General features: G+C 61.6%; 15 protein-coding genes and 1 tRNA gene. 5 read left to right on the forward strand and 11 right to left on the reverse strand.

Annotated features, from left to right (window positions below):
• Positions 1-117: 117 nt before the first annotated feature.
• A complete protein-coding gene (locus HNO82_RS18850) occupies positions 118-1461 on the reverse strand; it encodes an AAA family ATPase (protein WP_175344734.1) in 1344 nt (447 codons plus the stop codon).
• A gap of 561 nt (positions 1462-2022) precedes the next feature.
• Positions 2023-2098: transfer RNA gene (locus HNO82_RS18855), tRNA-Phe, on the reverse strand.
• Positions 2099-2183: 85 nt separating this feature from the next.
• Between HNO82_RS18855 and HNO82_RS18860 the strand changes: the two genes are divergently transcribed.
• Positions 2184-3416 (forward strand): UbiH/UbiF family hydroxylase, encoded by a 1233-nt coding sequence (locus HNO82_RS18860; protein ID WP_175344735.1) that lies wholly within the window; start codon positions 2184-2186, stop codon positions 3414-3416.
• A 182-nt stretch (positions 3417-3598) separates the two neighbouring features.
• On the forward strand, positions 3599-4366 hold the full coding sequence (locus tag HNO82_RS18865) for a DsbC family protein (protein ID WP_008332681.1): 768 nt from the start codon (positions 3599-3601) through the stop codon (positions 4364-4366).
• 68 nt (positions 4367-4434) lie between these two features.
• On the opposite strand, the gene pth is transcribed toward HNO82_RS18865, so the two are convergent.
• Complete coding sequence (gene pth, locus HNO82_RS18870; protein WP_008332680.1) at positions 4435-5013, reverse strand: aminoacyl-tRNA hydrolase; 579 nt, start codon at positions 5011-5013, stop codon at positions 4435-4437.
• A 242-nt stretch (positions 5014-5255) separates the two neighbouring features.
• Here pth and HNO82_RS18875 point away from each other — a divergent pair, with 242 nt between their 5' ends.
• Entirely contained in the window at positions 5256-7607 is a 2352-nt protein-coding gene (locus HNO82_RS18875; protein WP_175344736.1) for a Tex family protein, read from the forward strand.
• A 339-nt stretch (positions 7608-7946) separates the two neighbouring features.
• A complete protein-coding gene (locus tag HNO82_RS18880; protein WP_175344737.1) occupies positions 7947-8375 on the forward strand; it encodes a hypothetical protein in 429 nt (142 codons plus the stop codon).
• Between the two features lie 61 nt (positions 8376-8436).
• Here the strand turns inward: HNO82_RS18880 and HNO82_RS18885 are convergent, their stop codons facing one another.
• The 8 genes from HNO82_RS18885 to pilM form a co-directional block, all read right to left on the reverse strand.
• Entirely contained in the window at positions 8437-9192 is a 756-nt protein-coding gene (locus tag HNO82_RS18885; RefSeq protein ID WP_175344738.1) for a DUF5610 domain-containing protein, read from the reverse strand.
• Positions 9193-9642: 450 nt separating this feature from the next.
• Complete coding sequence (locus HNO82_RS18890) at positions 9643-10794, reverse strand: deoxyguanosinetriphosphate triphosphohydrolase (RefSeq protein ID WP_034351432.1); 1152 nt, start codon at positions 10792-10794, stop codon at positions 9643-9645.
• Between the two features lie 2 nt (positions 10795-10796).
• Entirely contained in the window at positions 10797-12596 is a 1800-nt protein-coding gene (gene aroKB / locus HNO82_RS18895) for a bifunctional shikimate kinase/3-dehydroquinate synthase AroKB (protein ID WP_175344739.1), read from the reverse strand.
• A gap of 199 nt (positions 12597-12795) precedes the next feature.
• The gene (locus HNO82_RS18900) at positions 12796-14835 is read right to left on the reverse strand and encodes a type IV pilus secretin PilQ (protein ID WP_175344740.1); all 2040 of its coding nucleotides are present in this window, start codon (positions 14833-14835) and stop codon (positions 12796-12798) included.
• On the reverse strand, positions 14832-15503 hold the full coding sequence (locus HNO82_RS18905) for a hypothetical protein (protein ID WP_175344741.1): 672 nt from the start codon (positions 15501-15503) through the stop codon (positions 14832-14834). The genes HNO82_RS18900 and HNO82_RS18905 overlap by 4 nt, the downstream gene beginning before the upstream one ends.
• On the reverse strand, positions 15500-16087 hold the full coding sequence (locus HNO82_RS18910) for a type 4a pilus biogenesis protein PilO (RefSeq protein ID WP_175344742.1): 588 nt from the start codon (positions 16085-16087) through the stop codon (positions 15500-15502). The genes HNO82_RS18905 and HNO82_RS18910 overlap by 4 nt, the downstream gene beginning before the upstream one ends.
• A complete protein-coding gene (locus HNO82_RS18915) occupies positions 16084-16638 on the reverse strand; it encodes a PilN family protein (RefSeq protein ID WP_175344743.1) in 555 nt (184 codons plus the stop codon). Before HNO82_RS18915 ends, HNO82_RS18910 begins: the two co-directional genes overlap by 4 nt.
• A gap of 8 nt (positions 16639-16646) precedes the next feature.
• Entirely contained in the window at positions 16647-17546 is a 900-nt protein-coding gene (gene pilM / locus HNO82_RS18920) for a pilus assembly protein PilM (protein ID WP_175344744.1), read from the reverse strand.
• 351 nt (positions 17547-17897) lie between these two features.
• On the opposite strand from pilM, the gene HNO82_RS18925 reads away from it, so the two are divergent.
• Entirely contained in the window at positions 17898-20213 is a 2316-nt protein-coding gene (locus tag HNO82_RS18925; RefSeq protein WP_081486099.1) for a penicillin-binding protein 1A, read from the forward strand.
• Positions 20214-20316 lie beyond the last annotated feature (103 nt).

Below are 20316 nucleotides of genomic sequence, written 5' to 3' on the forward strand. Positions count from 1 at the left end.
CTTTTTTAACCGCAGACTCCAAGTCGTTCTCGTACTAAATTGGGGAGCAGGTCACCTTCGCACACAATTAGCACTACTCGGACAGGATTGATATGCCCAGTCTTGCGCTTGAATCGGTCAATCCCGGACATCTGCCTTTTCCTTAAGTTGTTTAGCAGAGGAGGAAAATACGTTATTTAAATTGCCGAGCATCGGGATTGCACCATATTTCCCCATGATGTAATCCTTCTCGAAAGACGCGTCGTTGCGGACTTTATATTCGACTAGCGAAGTTAAATGACTTCCTCCAAAACTGTCCTTTTCGCAAAACCAAACCTGATCTCTCCGAAGCAAATGGCGATCCAATAGATTCGTATCGTGCGTGGCCACCACCAGCTGGGCGTTATTAGGGTTTCCGCTCTCGGAGTTAAATAATTTCAGAATATTTTTGGTAAGAATTGGGTGTAAGCGGGCATCAAACTCGTCGATGAAAAGCACATAGGCGTTGGTCAGAGTATCTACGAGTGGTGCAGAAAGTGCCACAATTTTCCGTGTCCCTTGGGACTCGTCGCTATCCAAATCAAATGGAATTTGGCTAACTATGTTCCCATCTTGGTCGAAAACATTGTGATAAGTCTCGATCCGTCGTTGACCTAAATTCTTATCCTTCGTATATCTTTGAAGAGCCGCCATCGCCTCCTTGAGGGGTAAAGGAAAGCCGTCAGCCGCCGGAATCTCTAAATCCTTATGTGCGCCGGCGCAAGCCTTTTCAATTCCGAGGTCGAAGCTTTGCAATAAGGCGTCGACGTATTTCTTATCGTCGTTTTTTTCATCCAAGCATTGGACCGTATAGTTTCTCATTGTATCGTCGCGGAGCCCAGACACATGCCGGAGCCGTCGAAACCAATCAATAACCTTGCTTGATACATCCCCCGCAAAATTCTCGCATACCGATAAAAACAGCGCGTTGCTACGGGTTTTTTCTATGAGTGAGCTACCTTCGGTGAAGGATGGGTCTAACTTTATTTCCTGTTCTTCACGCACAAACAACTCAACTTCCTTGTTGCCACAGATTTGTGTCAGCTTTTCTGAGTAGATCTTTTCGCTGTCGAGGGAAAACGAATAAACATACATTTCCCCGTTGGCGACAAACGCGATCTCAAAGAACGACGGCTCGTCTCGAGAGCCGGTTGATAACAAGAAAGGAGTGACAGGGATAGCATCTTTGGCGCGAGATTCTTTAGAAGACTCTAAGACAAACTTACGCATGAAGCGCATTGCAGAGAACAAGTTACTTTTCCCGCTAGCATTCGCTCCATAAATGGCGGCACATTTCAATAAAGTAAGGGAGGTACCGCTAGCCGTAAAGGTAGAGGCACTATCAAGCGCACGATTGCGGGACTTCAGTTTACTCGCCAGCAATGAGAGCGTTACGCGATCTTTAAAAGAAAGGTAGTTTTCTACCGAGAATTCAATAAACATACAAGCCTCTTACATTACGATTCGTGAAAAATTCACGGATACTATACTTTAGTGGCTATTAAACTATATGAATTCCCAAAGCAGTGTGATTTTTTCACATTTATTCGACAGTTACATAACATTGTTGCCTGAAGAGAATTTCCTTTGTCCCTACTAATCCCATGCAGTAGAGCTGCTTCTAGAGTCATCATTAAGCGGCGGTGGCAGAACCAAAGGGCTAAGACTCTGAGCGTATATTGCTAGATGGCCAACAGAAAGATGGGTGAACGATATCGTGGCCGCTACAATCAATTGCGGATAGATACCGTCCTTCCAAGCAAAGAGAGCGCGGTACAAAAACAATCCCTGCGTGCCCATATGAAAGACGCTCAAAGTCGAGCAGGTAGAGCGAATTCAGGTTTTCACGAAGGACTAAGCGTTTCCCCAATTGCTGATGAATGCCAGTTGGGATCGGGGGGGGGGGGAGAGGAGGAGCCTGCTGTCTACCGGGAATCGACCGAAGTTGAGATATGCGAGTACAAACAAAAACGCCAACCCGAGGGTTGGCGTCTTGTTTAATCTTGGTGGCCCGGGGCGGAATCGAACCACCGACACAAGGATTTTCAATCCTCTGCTCTACCAACTGAGCTACCAGGCCAAGACGGACAAGTATAGACACTTTAAGAAATTATGCAAGTCCTTTTTGAAAAATAGTTTTCGCCACCCCGTTTATAATCGCCAGCATGACTACCCAAGCACACACCCATTCCTCTTCGCCGGCCGCGGCTGGCACTGACATCTGCATCGTCGGCGACGGCGCGGTCGGCAAGACGGCGGCGCTGGGGCTGGCCCAGGCGGGCTTCAAGGTGACCCTGCTCGCCCCTCCGGCCAAGTCCGCTGCCCCCGATCCAGCCAGCTGGGACGTGCGTGTCTACGCGCTCAACCATACCGCGCACCGCCTGCTGTCTTCCCTGCGCGTCTGGGATGCCATGGATGGCGCACGCATCGCGCCCGTGGACAACATGACCGTGCAAGGCGACGGCCTGCCCGAAAAGGCCAGTCCCGGCCTGCTCTCCTTCGATGCCTACGCGGCCCGCACCGATGCCCTGGCCTGGATCGTCGAGGATCGCAATCTGGACCAGGCGCTGGACGCGGCCCTGCGCTTCGCTCCCAATGTGCGCTTGGTGCAAGGCCGCGCCACCGCGCTGACCGTGTCCGAGCAGTCCGCCACCCTGACGCTGGAGTCTGGTCAGCCCCTGTCGGCCGCGCTGGTGGTCGGCGCCGATGGCGCCAACTCCTGGGTGCGCGGCCAGTGCGATATCGGACTCGATTACCGCGCCTACGGACAGAACGCCATCGTCACCAACTTCTCCTGCGAACTGCCCCATCGCGGCGTGGCCTATCAATGGTTCAGCCCTACCGACGGCGTGATCGCACTGTTGCCACTTCCCGGCCAACGCGTCTCGCTGGTCTGGTCCGCACCGCAGGCGCTGGCTGACCAGCTGTTGCAGCTGCCGCTGTCGGCCCTGGCCGAACGCCTGGCCCAGTGGGCCGCACCGGTGCTGGGGGCGCTTGCCCCGCTACAGCCGGAAGTGGCCAAGGCCTTCCCGCTGCGCCTGATCAAGCCGCACGCGATGATCGCCCCGCGCGTCGCCTTGATCGGCGACGCCGCCCATGTGGTGCACCCCATGGCCGGCCATGGCATGAACCTGGGCTTCGGCGATGTGGCCGCACTGATCGATATCCTGCTCAAGCGCGAGCCGCAGTACGACTGTGGCCACGAGCGCGTATTGCGACGCTATGCCCGCGCCCGCAAGGAAGAAGTGCTGCTCATGCAGATCGCTACCGACGGCCTGCATCGCCTCTTCTCCACCGAGGCCGAGCCGGTGCGCCTGGTGCGCAACATCGGCATGAGCCTGGTCAACCATCTGCCCCTCCTGAAACGCCGCCTGATTGCCCACGCGCTGGGGCAGTAAGAGAGGGCGATTTCAGGTAAGGTAGGGCCTCTGGTGAAGCACGACAGCATCGATGCGCGTCTTTGCCAGCAAGACAGCTTCCCCCGACTTTGTTGATAGACATGTGCAACCCCAGTTCCGGCGCGGCTTTGCGGCCGATGTTCAGAAGATTGGAAGCGCGTTTGATTTGAATCAGGATGAGTATGAAAAATTTTTTGACCGCAGGTGCGAGCTCCTTGCGCCATCTGAGCATGGCAGCATGTCTGCTGGCATCCACCCTCGTGGGCGTGACCGCCCATGCGCAAACCGGGGCCGCCGACAGCACCGAGGCCACCATCAAGAAACTGATTGAACCGCGCCTGGGCAAGGATGCCAAGGTCGAGTCCGTCACCAAGACCCCCTACGCCGGCCTGTATGAAATCCAGGTCGACGGCGACGTCATCTATACCGATGCCAAGGCCCAGTACCTCTTCATCGGCCGCGTGGTCGATTCGCAGACCTATCGCGACTACACCAAGGAAAAGATCGATTCGCTGAACCAGGTGCCGTTCTCGGCGCTGCCGCTGGACAAGGCCATCAAGACCGTCAAGGGCAATGGCAAGCGCGTCATCGCCATCTTCGAAGATCCCAACTGCATCTACTGCAAGCGCCTGCACAAGACCCTGCAGGAAGTGGACAACATCACCTACTACACCTTCCAGTACAACATCCTCTCGCCGGACTCCATCGTGAAGTCGCGCAACATCTGGTGCGCGCCCAATCCGAGCAAGGCATGGAACGAATGGATGCTCAACGGCAAGGAAGTTCCGGCGGCCCCGGCCTCCTGCAATGCACCGCATGAAGAAGTGCTGGCGCTGGGCAAGAAGCTCAAGGTCACCGGTACACCGACCATCTTCTTCACCGATGGCTCGCGCATCCCGGGTGCGGTCGATGCCAAGGGACTGGAACAGAAGCTGTCCTCGCTGAAGTAAGCAGATAAAGCAAAGGGCGCTCGCATGGCGGGCGCCCTTCGTTCATCCGTGCTTTGCTCTGCAGGGGCTTACTTCCCGGTATGCAGTTCCATCATGGCCTGTTCGAACTTGCCCTGCACCAGCAGGGGGATGACGTTCAGGCTCTTGTCCAGCGCCTCGTTGATCAGCGCCTGTTCTTCCTTGCGCGGCCGATGCAGCACGAAGTCGGCCACCGGTTGTTGCAGCCCCAGCGTACGCGGGTGACCGATGCCCAGGCGCAGCCGCCAGTAGTCCTGGGTGCCGAGGGCGGCGGTGATGTCCTTCAAGCCATTGTGCCCGCCCGAGGAACCGCCTTTCTTGATCTTGGCCACGCCCGGTGGCAGGTCCAGTTCATCATGCACCACCAGCACTTCGTCCGGATTGATCTTGTAGAAACGCGCCAGTGCGCCCACCGACTGGCCCGATCGGTTCATGTAGGTCTGTGGTTCCAGCAGCCAGACTTCGTTGCCGGCGATGCTGGTCTTGCCCGCCAGCGCGTTGAAGCGCTGCTCGCGCGCCAGGCGCACCGGGCCGGCGAGGTTGTCGACCAGCCAGAAGCCGGCATTGTGGCGGGTTTGTTCGTATTCCGGGCCGGGGTTGCCGAGACCGACGATGAGGCGGATGGACATGGTGCAAAAAGACGAGGACGCGCAGTGCGAAAGCGTCGATTATCCCGGCTTTGCGGCCGCGCGTCCAATCCGCGCGTGGCCGGGTATGACCCCATGAAGCCCATGCGGCCTCGCTTCGGAGTGCCATCGGGCAATGTCAAGATTGGCTTGGCTGGCCGAATTGCGTATCATCCAACGCTTGTTTTTCCTTACTGCATAAACGCTTAACTGCTTAATTGCTCAACTGTTGACTGGGTTTCACCATGCTGCCTTCTATCGAACAACGACTCGCCCTTGAACTCGCCGCCAAGCCGGTTCAGGTCGCTGCCGCCATCGCCTTGCTGGACGAAGGTGCCACCGTTCCCTTCATCGCCCGCTATCGCAAGGAAGTCACCGGCGGACTGGACGATGTCCAACTGCGTCTGCTGGAAGAACGTCTGCGTTATCTGCGCGAGCTGGAAAGCCGCCGCGCCGCGATCATCGCCTCCATCGAAGAGCAGGGCAAGATGACGCCCGTGCTGCTGGACGCCATCACCCACGCGGAAGACAAGACCCGCCTGGAAGACCTCTATCTGCCCTACAAGCCCAAGCGCCGCACCAAGGCCCAGATCGCCGCCGAAGCCGGCCTGACCGACCTGGCCGATGCGCTCCTGAATGACCCGACCCTGAATCCGGAAGAAGAAGCGGCCAAGTTCATCAAGCCCGCCTTCACCACCGACAACGGCGACAACCCCGGCGTGCCTGATACCAAGGCTGCCCTGGATGGCGCGCGCCAGATCCTCATGGAGCGCTTCTCGGAAGATGCCGAGCTGCTGCAAAGCCTGCGCGAATACATCACCGAGCATGGCGTGGTCGAATCCAAGGTGATTGAAGGCAAGCAGGATGCCGGTGAAAAATTCGCCGACTATTTCGATTACTCCGAGACCTATTCCACCATCCCCTCGCACCGTGCGCTGGCGCTGTTCCGTGGCCGCCGCGAAGAGATGTTGAACGTCATCCTGCGCCTGGATACCGAAGAAGAGAAGCCGAAGTGGGATGCGCCGCACAATCCCTGCGAAGGTCGCATTGCTTCACGTTTCGGTGTGTCCAACAAGGGCCGTCCGGCCGACAAGTGGCTCTCCGACACGGTGCGCTGGGCCTGGCGCGTGAAAGTCTTCATGCACCTCGAAACCGAGCTGATGACCAATCTGCGCGAGAAGGCCGAGGCCGAAGCCATCAACGTCTTCGCCCGCAACCTGAAGGATCTGCTGCTGGCTGCACCGGCCGGCCCGCGTTCGACCATGGGTCTGGACCCCGGCCTGCGTACCGGCGTGAAGGTCGCCATCGTGGACGCCACCGGCAAGGTCGTGGCCACCGACACCATCTATCCGCACCAGCCGCGCAATGACTGGAACGGTTCGCTGCATACCCTGTCGCAACTGGCCGAGAAGCACAATGTCTCGCTGATCTCGATCGGCAACGGCACCGCCTCGCGTGAAACCGACAAGCTGGCCCAGGACCTCATCAAACTCCGCCCGGAGCTCAAGCTCACCAAGATCGTGGTATCCGAAGCGGGCGCATCGGTGTATTCGGCCTCCGAATTCGCCTCCAAGGAATTGCCTGACCTGGACGTGTCGCTGCGTGGCGCGGTCTCGATTGCGCGCCGCCTGCAGGATCCGCTGGCCGAGCTGGTCAAGATCGATCCCAAGTCCATCGGCGTGGGCCAGTACCAGCACGACGTGAGCCAGTCGCAATTGGCGCGCTCGCTGGATGCCGTGGTTGAGGACTGCGTCAACGCGGTGGGCGTCGACGTGAACACCGCTTCCGCACCGCTGCTGGCGCGCGTCTCCGGGCTCAACGCCAGCGTGGCGCAGAGCATCGTGTCTTACCGGGACATGAAGGGGATGTTCAATTCCCGCGCCGCGCTGCGCGAGGTGCCGCGCCTGGGCGACAAGACCTTCGAGCAAGCCGCCGGCTTCCTGCGCGTGATGAATGGCGAGAACCCGCTGGATGCCTCGGCAGTGCACCCGGAATCCTATCCGCTGGTGGAAAAGATCCTGGCCGACATCAAGAAGGATGTGAAGAGCGTGTTGGGCCAGACCTCGCTGTTGAAGGGCCTGTCGCCGGCCAAGTATGCCGATGAGAAGTTCGGTGTGCCCACCGTCACCGACATCCTGAAGGAACTCGACAAGCCGGGCCGCGACCCGCGTCCTGAATTCACCACCGCGACCTTCAAGGAAGGCGTGGAAGAGATCAAGGACCTGCGCGTGGACATGATCCTGGAAGGCGTGGTCACCAACGTGGCGGCCTTCGGTGCCTTCGTCGACATCGGCGTGCATCAGGATGGCCTGGTCCACATCTCGGCGCTGTCCAACAGCTACGTGAAGGACCCGCACACCGTGGTCAAGGCGGGCCAGGTGGTCAAGGTCAAGGTGCTGGAAGTGGATGAGAAGCGCAAGCGCATCGCCCTGACCATGCGCCTGAACGACACCGCGCCTGCCCCGGGCGCGCGCAACGAACAGCGCGGTGATCGCACCGATTCGCGCCGTCTGTCGCAACACCAGAACCAGCGCGGGCGTGAGCAGGCACCGGCCAACAATGCGATGGCGGCGGCGTTTGCCAAGTTGCGTGGGTGATGTGATCGATTGATGGGCGTGTGATCGGCCTCCGCGTTTGTGGATGTTCATGCCCATACCTGCCGTACCGTGCTGCTAGGTAGGGAAGATGGCTGCTCCTGACGGGAGCAGCCATTTTTTTTGCGGCTGTTCACCATGTGCACTTCAGCGTGTTCATCTTCTCCAACTATTTTTAGTTTTGGAAGGTAAAGCATCGCTTCTGCGAGGGCTCATCTCCTCTTTCATTACTATGGCTGCCCGCCTATGCGCAGTCTGTCGATGAGATGACACAGCGTTGCATCCTCTCATCCAGACCATGCGCTTCAATATGTCAAGGAGCGTGATTTGGAATCAAGGTCCGTGTATCAACTCGATCATCCCCGTCTGCTGAAGGCCTTGCTTGCCTTCATCGCCTTCGGTACTTTCAATACCATCTTGCGCCTGATCATGAGGCGGTTCGGTCCGCCGATCGGTTTCGATGTTCTGCTGCTCCTTGTGATCGCCGCCATACCGTGGATTCATTACCTCCATCCCAGCCGGATCGGCGCCGTGGTGATGAAGATACTGTGCGTGATCCAGGCCGTGGCCAGCGCGATTGAGCTCTTTCTCATCTTCGAGCCGGAATTCCAATTTTCCGGTGGCCCCGGAAAATGGTTGTTCTTCTTCGCGGCCCAGATTCTCTCCCTGGTCTTTCACTGTCTGTTGTTCAGGGCCGTCAACGTCCATGCGCAGAACAGCGGCTTTGACGAGACAGTCGAATGGCTCGATGGCCTTTCCAAAGACCGATAAAAAAACGGCCGCCCGTTGGCGACCGTCAGCAGGGTGATGTCCAGCTTGGCGCCGGATCGCATCACGCGCTGGTACTGATCCGCGTCTGGCTCACCGAGACGGAAATGCTTACCGTCGTCTCGCTGGCCACCAGCGTGCCGCTCTGGCCATCCGCATTGCCATCGCTGCCGGTGCCATCCTCACCCTCCTGCTTGCCGCCCTTGACCTTGTTGATGAAGTCGCCCAGCGCCTTTTGAACCAGGTCGTAGGTCTTGTCGATGTTGCCGGCGATGTCACCCTGCAGCACGTTGAGACTATCGAGAATGCCGCGGGCTTCCTTGAAGCCCTGGTCGACGCCCTTGAAGATGAGATTCATGTAGTCATCGATGTTGCTGGCGTCTTCCTTGTCCGGGTTGTTCTGCTTGAAGAGGTCGAACATGTTGGTGATGAAGGAAACGATACGCCCGGCCGTAGCCTCGGGCGAATTGTCTTGCGTTGCCGCCGTCTGGATTGCGTTGTCGCCCAGCTGCGGGCGCAGGATGTCGTTGATGTTCTCGATGGCCGTCTTGTAGACCAATGACAGCGGATCGCTCTGAGTCTGTAGCGACACCTCCAGCGATGATTGCACGATGGACAGGTTGAACTGGGCCTTGGCACCACTCACGGTGAGCAGGTTGGCTTGCTTGGCCTGGGCGATCTTGTCGCTGCTGGCGCTGTCGTCCGAGGTCGCGGACAGTTGGTCGTTGCCAGACCCCCCTGCAGAGCTCGACGAGGGGGAAGCGGAGGTGGTGGGCAGCAGGGACTTGGTGTCCAAGCCGGTGGTGTTGCCGATTGCCATGACGGTCTCCTGAAAAAGAAAGGGGATCCGGGCATCAAGGGGGAGACGGATCCACGGAAGCGAAACTGCGCACCATGCGCATCCACTCCATTGCTGCATAACGGCCCGTTCAAAGCGGACTTGATGTTGACAGAAATTTACATCCTTCAGTTTCTGGGGCAGTTCGTTGACAAGTCTGCATTGCATTCGCGCAATCTTTCGAAGAGCCTTGCTGGAAAAGGATTTGCGGCGATACCGTGCGTGCCGTCGGGCGGCCTGCGATGGGCACAGGCAATCAAGAAAAAATGTAACGAAATGTGCGCACGTTGCTGGCAGCGGGATTTCAATTGCAGTGAGGTAATGAAATCGTGCTGGCAGCAAGACAATGAGCGCGCACGGATGAGCTGAATGAAAACGCAACGTCTCGAGACACTGCGTTCAACGTGGGCTTTGCACCCACTCGCTCACGCCTCACTCCATCACGAACAGGCGTCGATGTTCGCGGATGGCATAGCGATCCGTCATGCCCGCGATGTAGTCGGCCACCTTGCGCGCCTGCTTGTCCAGCCGTTGGGTTTCATCGACGATGCCCTTGACCTGATAATCCGGCGGCAGCAGGTTGGGCTGGCCGATGAAGGTGTCGAACATCTCGGCGATGATGCGGCGTGCCTTGGCGGTCATGCGGTTGACCTGGTAATGGCGGTAGAGCTTCTCGCGCAGGAATTTCTTCAGGATGGCGGCTTCGGCAGCCATGGCATCGGAGAAGGCGATCAACTGCGGTGCATTGCGTACATCTTCGATGTCGCGGGGTGCGATCTCGGCGATGCGGCTGCGCGAGGTCTGGTTCAGATCGATGATGAGTGCATTGATCATGCGACGCACCGTCTCATGAATGACGCGACGGCCAGTGATGCCGGGGTAGGTCTGTTCGACCTCGCGCAGATGGCGCGCGAAGAAATCGACTTCGCTCATCAGTTCCATGGTCAGCAGTCCGGAACGCAGGCCATCGTCGATGTCGTGATTGTTGTAGGCGATCTCGTCGGCCAGGTTGGCCAGTTGCGCTTCCAGCGAAGGCTGTTTCTTTTCCAGGAAACGCACGCCGATCTCGCCCAGCTGCCGGGCATTGTGCAGGGAGCAGTGCTTGAGGATGCCCTCGCGCGTCTCGAAGGTGAGGTTCAGGCCATCGAAGGCAGCGTAGTGCTGCTCCAGTTCATCGACCACGCGCAGGCTCTGCAGGTTGTGCTCGAAGCCGCCGTGATGCTTCATGCAGTGGTTCAGCTCGTCCTGCCCGGCATGACCGAAGGGAGTGTGGCCCAGGTCGTGTGCCAGCGAGATGGCTTCCACCAGGTCTTCGTTCAGTTGCAGGTTGCGCGCGCACGAACGGGCGATCTGTGCGACTTCGATGCTGTGGGTCAGGCGCGTACGGAACAGGTCGCCCTCATGATTGACGAAGACCTGCGTCTTGTATTCGAGACGGCGGAAGGCGGTGGAGTGGACGATGCGGTCACGGTCGCGCTGGAACTCGCTGCGCGATCCGGGCGGGGTTTCACTGTAGCGCCGACCTCGCGAACTTGCCGAGTGGGCGGCATAGGGGGCGAGATGGTCAGGCGCTTCAGTGTGCATGTTCATGCTCCGGTGCAGGCCGCCAGGGTTTGCAAGAGCAACTCCTGCGGCGCGTTGGTAATCAGAGGACTGCCCAGCGGCTTGATCAGGATGAACTTGATCGCGCCACCTTCATTCTTCTTGTCCACTTCCATGAGGTCCAGCCAGCGTTCCGTGCCCAGGTCGGGAGCCACGGTGGGCAGGCCGGCGGCGGCGGTCACGGCTCGGATGCGTTCGCACGTGGCGGCATCGATGTAGCCCAGGCGCTGCGACAGGTCCGCCGCCATCACCATGCCACAGCCCACCGCTTCACCATGCAGCCATTGACCATAACCAAGGCCATTCTCGATGGCGTGGCCGAAGGTGTGGCCGAAGTTGAGGATGGCGCGCAGGCCACCTTCGCGCTCGTCCTGGCGCACCACCTCGGCCTTGATCTCGCAGGAGCGCTGGATGGCATAGGCCAGGGCGGCGTCATCCTTGGAGACCAGGCGCGCCATATTGGTTTCGATCCAGTCGAAGAAGGGCGCATCGATGATGGCGCCGTGCTTGATGACTTCGGCAATGCCGGCCGCCAGCTCGCGCGGAGGCAGGGTGTGCAGGGTGGCGGTATCGGCGATGACGGCCTGCGGCTGGTAGAAGGCCCCGATCATGTTCTTGCCCAGCGGATGATTGATGCCGGTCTTGCCGCCGACCGACGAATCCACCTGCGAGAGCAAGGTCGTGGGCACTTGCACGAAGGGCACGCCGCGCATGTAGGAGGCCGCGGCAAAGCCGGTGAGGTCGCCGATCACGCCGCCACCCAGTGCGACCAGAGTGGTCTTGCGATCACACTTGTCGGCCAGCAGACGATCAAAGATCTTCATCAGGCTGGCCCAGTTCTTCTCCTCTTCGCCATCGGGCAGCACGATCTCGGTGACCTGCTTGCCGGCTGCGCGCAGGGCCTGCGCTACCTTGTCCAGGTAGAGCGGGCCGACCTTGTCATTGGTAACGATGGCCACGCGCTTGCCCTTGACGTATTGCGGCAGCAGGGTGGGGTCGTCCAGCAGCCCGCGGCCGATGTGGATGGGATAGCTGCGCTCGCCCAGGTCGACGTTGAGGGTCAGGGAGGCGATCGTGGTGGCGGCGGAGGCGATGTGCTGGTTCATGCTGCGAAGGCTGGGTTCGGCGCTGACAGCGCCATGAAGGATCTGGGTGGAATGACTGCGCGAGAGCGTGGTGGTGCCATCGGCAGCCTGGGTCAGGACTGCGCTGGCGGTTTCCAGGACGATGGTTTCCTCAGGTGCCGGTACCGCTTGCCAGGCACCTTCCTTGGGCGAGAGTTCCAGGTGGCTGATGATGGTCTGTACCAGGAACTGCACATTGGGCCGGTTGGTCTCGACCACGAAGTCGGCCACTTCGCGATACAGCGGATCGCGCTGGCGCGAAAGCTCTTCGAGCTTGCGGCGCGGGTCGGCGGTTTGCAGCAGCGGACGGTTCTTGTCGCGCCCGGTGCGTTGCAGGATCTGGTTGATGCTGGCACGCAGGTAGACGACGGTGCCGCCTTTCTTGAGATTCTCGCGATTCTCGGCACGCAGGATCGCACCGCCGCCCGTGGCCAGCACGATGTCGGGCTGGGCTGCGAGCTCGCGGATGACCTCGGCTTCGCGGCGACGGAAGTTCTCCTCGCCCTCGATCTCGAAGATCACCGGGATGGTGGCGCCGGTCCGCGCTTCGATCTCGTGGTCCGAATCGACGAAACGCTTGTTCAGCTTTTTGGCCAGGGCCCGGCCTATGGTGGTCTTGCCGGCTCCCATCAGGCCGACAAGGAAGATGCTTCCCGTCATATCTAAGAATTCTGCGCTTTGCGCTACTGGCCAATGTCATGGCGCCGCACGTCTGCCGGCACGGTCGCCTGCCGCCCGGTGGACGGCTGTGTTGCCCGCTGCTGGCGGGCTCGCGCCCGGCGCCACGGGCCTGGAACAGCGATTTTACCGTTCTTTGCCCCGCCACCGGGGAAAAATCCCGTGGTCAGGGCCTTGCGGCTCAATACGGGCGCGGCGCGGCGACGATGCGTGGGGTCAGGAAGATCAGCAGTTCAGTCTTGTCCCGCACCTTGCTCTGGCTGCGAAACAGCGCCCCCAGCACCGGGATGTCGCCCAGCAGCGGCACCCGCGTCTCATGGTCATTGTCGGTCTGGGTATAGATGCCGCCGATGACGACCGTGCCGCCATCCTCCACCTGGACCTTGGTCTTGATGTGCTTGGTGTTGATGGCCAGTCCGCCGGGCGTGACGCTGCCCCGGCTGTCCTTGTTGACGTCCACATCGAGGATGACGTTGCCATCCGGCGTAATCTGGGGGGTGACCTCCAGCTTCAGGTTGGCTTTCTTGAAGGCGGTGGCGGTGCTGCCGTTACCGGCGGCTTGCTGGTAGGGAATTTCTTCGCCCTGTTCGATCAGCGCGGCCTGCTGGTCGGCGGTGACCAGGCGCGGGCTGGAGACGATCTTGCCGCGGCCTTCGGCCTCCAGCGCCGACAATTCGATGTTGAGAAAGCGCTGCGCGGCGGCATTGAAGAGGGTGAAGGCGAAGCTGCCGGGGGCGGCACCGCTGAGTCCATCGGCCGGCAAGTTCAGGGCCGGTTCGCGCAGGTACAGATCAGGTGTGGCGGGTGTCTGGCCGCTGCGCTCGCCGATGGCGGCGTAGCCATTGCCCACGGCGGCCCCACGAGTGGTAGCGGCCAGCCCGAGCTTGACGCCCAGGTTGCGCGAGAAACTGTCATCGGCTTCCACGATGCGGGCTTCGATCAGGACCTGGCGGGAGGCCACGTCGATGCGCTCGATCAGCTTGCGTACGTTGGCCAGCACGGCCAGGGTATCGGTGACCAGCAACTGGTTGGTATGGCCGTCGATCATGGCGCTGCCCCGTCGCGAGAGCAGGGCGTTGCGGCGATTGGCCTGGGTGCTGCCGTCTTCGCCGATGCCCAGCGCCTTGCGCAAGGTATCGGCGCGCTGGTAATTGAGCTGGAAGCTTTCGGCGTGCAGTGGTTCGAGGTCGGCGATGCTGGCCTTCTGCTCCAGCTCCAGGCGTTCGCGCGCGAGCATCTCGTCGCGTGGCGCAACCCAGAGGACCTCGCCGTGGCGTCGCATTTCCAGCCCTCTGGCCTGCAGGATCAGATCCAGCACCTGGTCCCAGGGCAGATCCTTGAGGCGCAGGCTCAACTGTCCCGTGACCGTGTCACTGGCCATGATGTTCACACCGCCCTGCTCGGCCAGCACTTGCAGGGCGGTGCGCACGTCAATGTTCTGGAAGTTCAACGAGAGCCGCTGCCCGCCATAGGTCTTGCCCTCCTGCAAGCCCGTCTCCGCGCTCCTGCCGCCAGCGCCCGGACTGACCGGCAGGACATCGATCATCAGCTGCCGCCGGGTCTGGTAAGCCTGGTAGCGCCACGCGCCCTGCATCTCCAGCACCAGGCGGGCGCCGTCCTGATGGCCAAGTACCCGGTATTGCTGGACCGGCGTACCCAACTGGCCGGTCTCCACCTGCCGCCGCAAGGCCAGCGGTACCTTGGCTCCGGCGATGTCGACGATCAGGCGTGAGCCCAGCTGGCGTACCTGCACGGTGTGTTCGTTGCCGCCCAGTTCCACTGTCATGCGCGCCTCGCCCAGTGGGCCACGGCGCAGCTCAATCGATTGCAGCGCGACCGGGTCCGCCGCAGGACGCTGCGCCAGTTCCACCATCAGACGATCCCCATCGGCGCGCAGTTGATAGGTGACGACCTGCTTGAGCGAAACCTGAAGGCGCAGCCGCTCATCATCGGCGGCGAGCTGGATGCGCCTGACCAGACCGCTGCCGGCCACAGTGCGGGCAAGCGTGTCGACGGCGCTGGTCCGTGGCAGGTCCAGCACCAGTTGCGGTGGATTGATCAGATGGAAGGTCCCGATTTGTGCCGGGTCCATCGGTGCCTGCAGCCGCAGTTCCAGCATCGTGCCGTCGGCACCCGGATGCAGGTGCAGGGACAGCAGTCGGTTCTCTGCGCTCGCAAGCTGGCTCACCAGCAGGGCGAGCAGGAGCAGGATCATCTTCATGGGGATACTCCGGGTCGGATCAGGCGGCGCCGGACGCTGCGCATCGGCGCGCGGGTCGGGGCCAGGCGCGTCGCCGCCATCGTTGGCGCACTGGCCGTCGGCAGGCTGGCCATGGTCATGGTCTGGCGGGCACCGTCTTCCCGGCCCATATCGACTTCCTCTTCACGCACCGCCAGCACCCGGCCCAGGCTGCCGGGCAGCTCGTCGCCGGTTTGCAACTGCCGGGTGCTCCCCTGCAGTTCGACGATGGCGATCCATTGCTGGTCGCGCCGCAGCGTGCCCAGCAGTCGCAGCTCGGGTGCCGGCGTCGGGACGGGTGGAGTGGCGGTGCCGGCCGCGGCCTGGTGCCCGCTGTGTTGCTCCTCATCTTCATCGTCGCGGGCGTCAACATGGGAGAAGGTCTGCCGGTGCGGGCTGGCCGGTGGGGCTTCCCTCAGCGCAAAGGGATCGGGCAAGTCCGCATGCTCGGCAGGCTGTGCTTCATCCGTCGCCGGTCCGGACAGTCCGGCAGCAGCCGGAAGGGGCAGGGGGGACGCGGGCCGCGCCTGCAGCTGCGCGATCCAGGCCCGCGTGGCCTGCACTTCATCGGGAGGGTCGATGGTCAGCAACACGCCCCCCACGATCCCCGCCAGCGACAGCGGCAGCAAGACCAGCCAGGGCAGGCTCATGGTGCGGACTCCTTCGTGTCACCTCCGGAAACGAGAGCAGCCCCGGGGGCGCTCACGGTGGCATGTAGCTGCAGTATTGCCTGGTCGCCCTGTTCGCTCACGTTGATGTCGAGCCGCTCGAACAGCACCGGGAGGGGGAGGCTGCTGACCAGTTCGACGAAACGCAGCAGGCCGGCGTGGCTGCCGCGCAGCGCGATGGCGGCGGCCAGCTTGCCGCTGAGCGGTTTGAAGGATTCCAGTGTCAGTCCGCATTCACTGGCGCGACGGGCCAGCTTGGTGTGCAGCAGATCCGGCTGCAACTGGTCGGCCGACCATAATTGCGCCTGTTGTGCGGTCAGCTGCATGAGCAGCGCGCTTTCACGTGATCGCAGTGCTGGCTGTTGCGCCCGCTGCGTCAGTGCCGCCTGATACTGCGCACGCAAATCCTGCTGGCGCTGGCGCGCTGCCTGGCGGCTGTCTTCCAGATCGCTCACGGCCAGCAGCAGTCCACTGCCGGCGCATGACAGCGCCACCAGCAAGCACAGGGCCAGGCGCGCCAACCGGGGCCAGTGCGCCGGATGCGTGCGCCAGCGGACCTGGCTCACCGGACAGCTCCTTGCGCGGGCGGCGGGGAGGGCTGCAAGGGGATGGCCAGGGTGAAGGCATAGGCACCGTCCTCAGCCTGCAGGTCATGCAGGGCGGTGCCGGCCAGTCCGGCGGCGTCGAGGGCGACGACAAAGTCGCGTACCGCCTGGGCGCTGGCGGCCTGCCCGCGCAACTCGCCGCGCTCCCCTTGCAACAAAAGCCGGTGCAGCCGGATTTGCCCGGGGGTGGACTGGGCCGCCTGCGCCGCGATTCGCATCAGGTGGGGAGCCTGCTGACGACGTCGGGTCAACTGCTGGTGCGCGGTGACCTGCTTTTCCAGCGCCGCAATCTGGTTGCGCAACGCGGCGCTTTGCCGGGCCTGGGGAGTCAGGGTGTGCAACTGTCCGGTCAGCAGCGCATTGGCCTCTTGCAGCGACGCCGTGTGCAGGCGAACGCGCCAGCCGGGCAGGGCTGCCAGCGCAGCGCCCAGCAGCAGGGCGCAGGCGAGCATCCGATAAAAGCCGCGCTCGCGCGCGCGCCGCCGCTGCGCCGGGGAGCGCGAAAAATCCATTCCGCATCTCATGCCAGTCCCTCCCACGCCAGGGCCAGGGCAAGCTGATAATCGGGCGGCATCTGCGCGGCGATCTGCGGAGCCAGCATCAACGCGGAAGGCGGGGCGGCTATCTGGGCATCGAGCCCGCCGTATTTGGCGAAGGCGCGGGCGATCGGCCCCAGGGCGGGATGGTCGCCGCTCAACAGCAGCCGGCGTGGCAAGGGCTTCAGCAGGGGCGCAGCGCAGGCCAGCAGCGCCAGGTGAGCGCCACGCGCGCTGACCTCGGGCAGGGCATGGCTGGGCCCATCACCATGCAGCAGCCAGCGCGCGCCGCGATCCAGTCGCAGTATGGCGGTCTGGTCGGTACGTCTGTCCTCACGCAGCCAGGCCGCCAGACACAGGTCTTCCGGCGCCAGCGTGGCCAGCGGGCGGGCGATGGCCGCGGCCAGCGACAGGCGGTCCTCGATGGCCAGGCGCGAAGCGGCCACCGCCAGTACCTGCCGGTCCAGCGGCGAGCCCGGCTGCGGGCCGAGCTCGCGGTAATCCAGTGCATGGTCCTCGGCACTGATGCCGTAGGCGGCCATCTCGGCGTGGACCTGCTGCTGCCGTTGCAGTGGATGGGCGTCGGCCGGCAGCACCAGGCGCTGGCCGGTGAGGCAGCGCGCCGGTACCGCCAGCGCGACGGCAGCGCCCTCGCAACCCGGTTCGTCCAGCAGGGAGCGACAGATCAGCGTCAGCGCCTCGAAATCGGTGATCTGCCCGTCCTGGCAGATCACCCCGCCGGTCAGCAGCTGGGTGAGCTTGAGCAGTTGCGCGCGCTGGCCGATGCGGCGCAGCAGCGCCAGTCGCACACGGTCGGGCGCGATGTCGAGGCCAGCGCACAGGCGTGGGTTGCTGCGACCAAAGAAGAGGGAGAAGCCTGCCATATGCCATTCTCATGCAAAGGGAAGCTTCGGATTCTCCGGCCTGTTCGGCAGGGTGGGAATAGCGAAAACTTGAGGAATGCCCGCCAATTTTCAGCAATTTGCCCCCAATGCCGCACTTCCCCGCATCCTGCCCGGAACCGGCCCGTTGTCCTTTGGTCTATTTGCAACACCTCGCCACGCGGCCCGTCAGGGCGAGCCGCTATAATGCGGGCTTGTTTCTTTCACCCGGCTCCGGCCCGCAGCTTCGGCCTGCTTTAACGCTTAATTCGAATGTCTTCCTCTTCCAACGGCGGCGATCAACGCAAACCGGCATCGGCGGATGCCCCCGCAGAAAAGGCGCCCCGCAAGCGCCTGCACTGGTCGCTGCGCATCATCCTGGGTTTGTTCGGTACCGTGCTGGGTCTGGTGGTGATGGTGATCCTGGGCGCGACCTTCGTCGTCGCCCTGACCTATCCCAAGCTGCCCGACCTCGATACGCTGACCGACTATCGTCCCAAGATCCCGCTGCGCATCTTCTCCGCCGATGGCGTGCTGATCGGCGAATTCGGCGAGGAACGCCGCAACCTGGTCCACTTCAAGGACATTCCGGACATCATGAAGAAGGCCGTGCTGGCCATCGAGGATGACCGTTTCTACGAGCACGGTGGTGTCGACTACCAGGGCATTGTGCGCGCCACCTTCTCCAACCTCTCCGGCGGCGGTGGCGGTGCTTCCACCATTACCCAGCAGGTGGCACGCAACTTCTTCCTGACCAGCAACGAGCCGACCTTCCTGCAGAAGGCGGTGCGCAAGTTCTTCTACGAGATCCCGCTGGCCTGGAAGATCGAGAACAACCTCACCAAGGACCAGATCCTCGAGGTCTACATGAACCAGATCTATCTGGGCCAGCGCGCCTACGGCTTCGCCTCGGCCGCCCAGATCTATTTCGGCAAGCAGCTCAAGGATCTCACCATCGCCGAGGCGGCCATGCTGGCCGGCCTGCCCAAGGCGCCCTCGGCCTACAATCCGGTGGTCAATCCCAAGCGCGCACATGCGCGCCAGCAGTACATCCTCTTGCGCATGCGCCAGCTGGGTTACATCACCGATGCGCAATACCAGCAAGCCAAGGATGAGGAGTTGCACGTCAAGGGCGATAGCTCGGCCTTCGGCATGCACGCCGAATACGTGGCCGAAATGGCGCGCCAGCTGGTCTACGCGCAGTACAAGGACGAGACCTACACGCGCGGCCTGAACGTCTTCACCACCATCACCAAGGCCGACCAGGACGCCGCCTACATCGCCCTGCGCCGTGGCATCATCGACTACGAGCGCCGCCATGGCTATCGGGGTCCGGAAGGCTACATGGACCTGCCCGAGAAGGCCACCAAGGAGGTCGTGGAAGATGCGGTGGCCGTGGAACTTGCCGATCACCCCGACAGTGACGACATGGTCTCGGCCGTGGTGCTGGAAGCCAAGCCCAAGGAAATCACCGCCATGCTGGCCACCGGCGAGGAGATCAGCATCTCCGGCGCCGGTCTGGGCTTTGGCGCCAACCTGCTGTCGGACAAGGCACCGCCGCAGAAGAAGATTCGTCGTGGCGCCATCATCCGGGTGTTCCAGGATGGCAGCAACTGGATCATCACCCAGATGCCGGAAGTGGAATCGGCCTTCGTCTCGGTGAATTCGCATGATGGTGCGATCCGTTCGCTGGTGGGCGGCTTCGACTTCAACCGCAACAAGTTCAACCACGTCACGCAGGCCTGGCGCCAGCCGGGTTCGTCCTTCAAGCCATTCATCTATTCCTCCTCGCTGGAAAAGGGCTTGTCGCCGGCCACCATCATCAATGATGCGCCGCTGACCTTCACCCAGACCGGCGGCCAGGTATGGCAACCGAAGAACTACGGTGGCAAGTTCGAAGGTCCGATCTCCATGCGCCGCGCCTTGCAGAAGTCGATCAACCTGGTCTCCATCCGCATCCTCGAGCGGGTGGGCGTGAAGTATGCGCAGGAATACATCACCCGCTTTGGTTTCGATGCCGACAAGAATCCGCCCTACCTGACCCTGGCGCTGGGGGCGGGCAACGTCACGCCCTTGCAGATGGTGGGCGCGTACTCGGTGTTTGCCAACGGCGGCTACAAGATCAATCCCTACCTGATCACCAAGGTCACCGACAACAACGGCGAGGTGCTCTCCCAGGCCAAGCCGGCCACTGCCGACGATGAATCCAACCGCGTCATCGATGCCCGCAATGCCTTCATCATGGACAGCATGTTGCGCGACGTGGTCCGTCATGGCACGGCGGTCAAGGCACTGTCGTTGAAGCGCACCGATCTGGCCGGCAAGACCGGTACCACCAACGATTCCATGGATGCCTGGTTCGCCGGCTATCAACCCGGCCTGACCGCCATTGCCTGGATCGGCTACGACCAGCCCAAGAGCCTGGGCGACCGCGAAACCGGTGGCGGCCTGGCTCTGCCGGTATGGATCAGCTACATGTCCAAGGCCCTCAAGGACGTGCCCAATGTGGACCGCAAGGTGCCGGATGGCGTGATCGAATCGGGCGGCGAGTACTACTATGCGGAGTTCCCGCCCAGCGCCATGGTGCGTGATCTGGGCATGGGCGATCGCGGTGGCATGACGCCGGAAGAAGAAAAGGCCAAGACGCAGATGAAGAACGAGCTGTTCTGATGTCTGATTTCCGGTTTTTGATTTCCGATGTTCGGATAAAAAATACAAACGATTTATATCATTTAAAATTTTTCCGCTGATCGTCGCTCCAAATGAAAACCGC

This window comes from Herbaspirillum sp. C9C3 (genome assembly GCF_013359625.1).
In the GTDB taxonomy this organism is placed as follows: domain Bacteria; phylum Pseudomonadota; class Gammaproteobacteria; order Burkholderiales; family Burkholderiaceae_D; genus Herbaspirillum.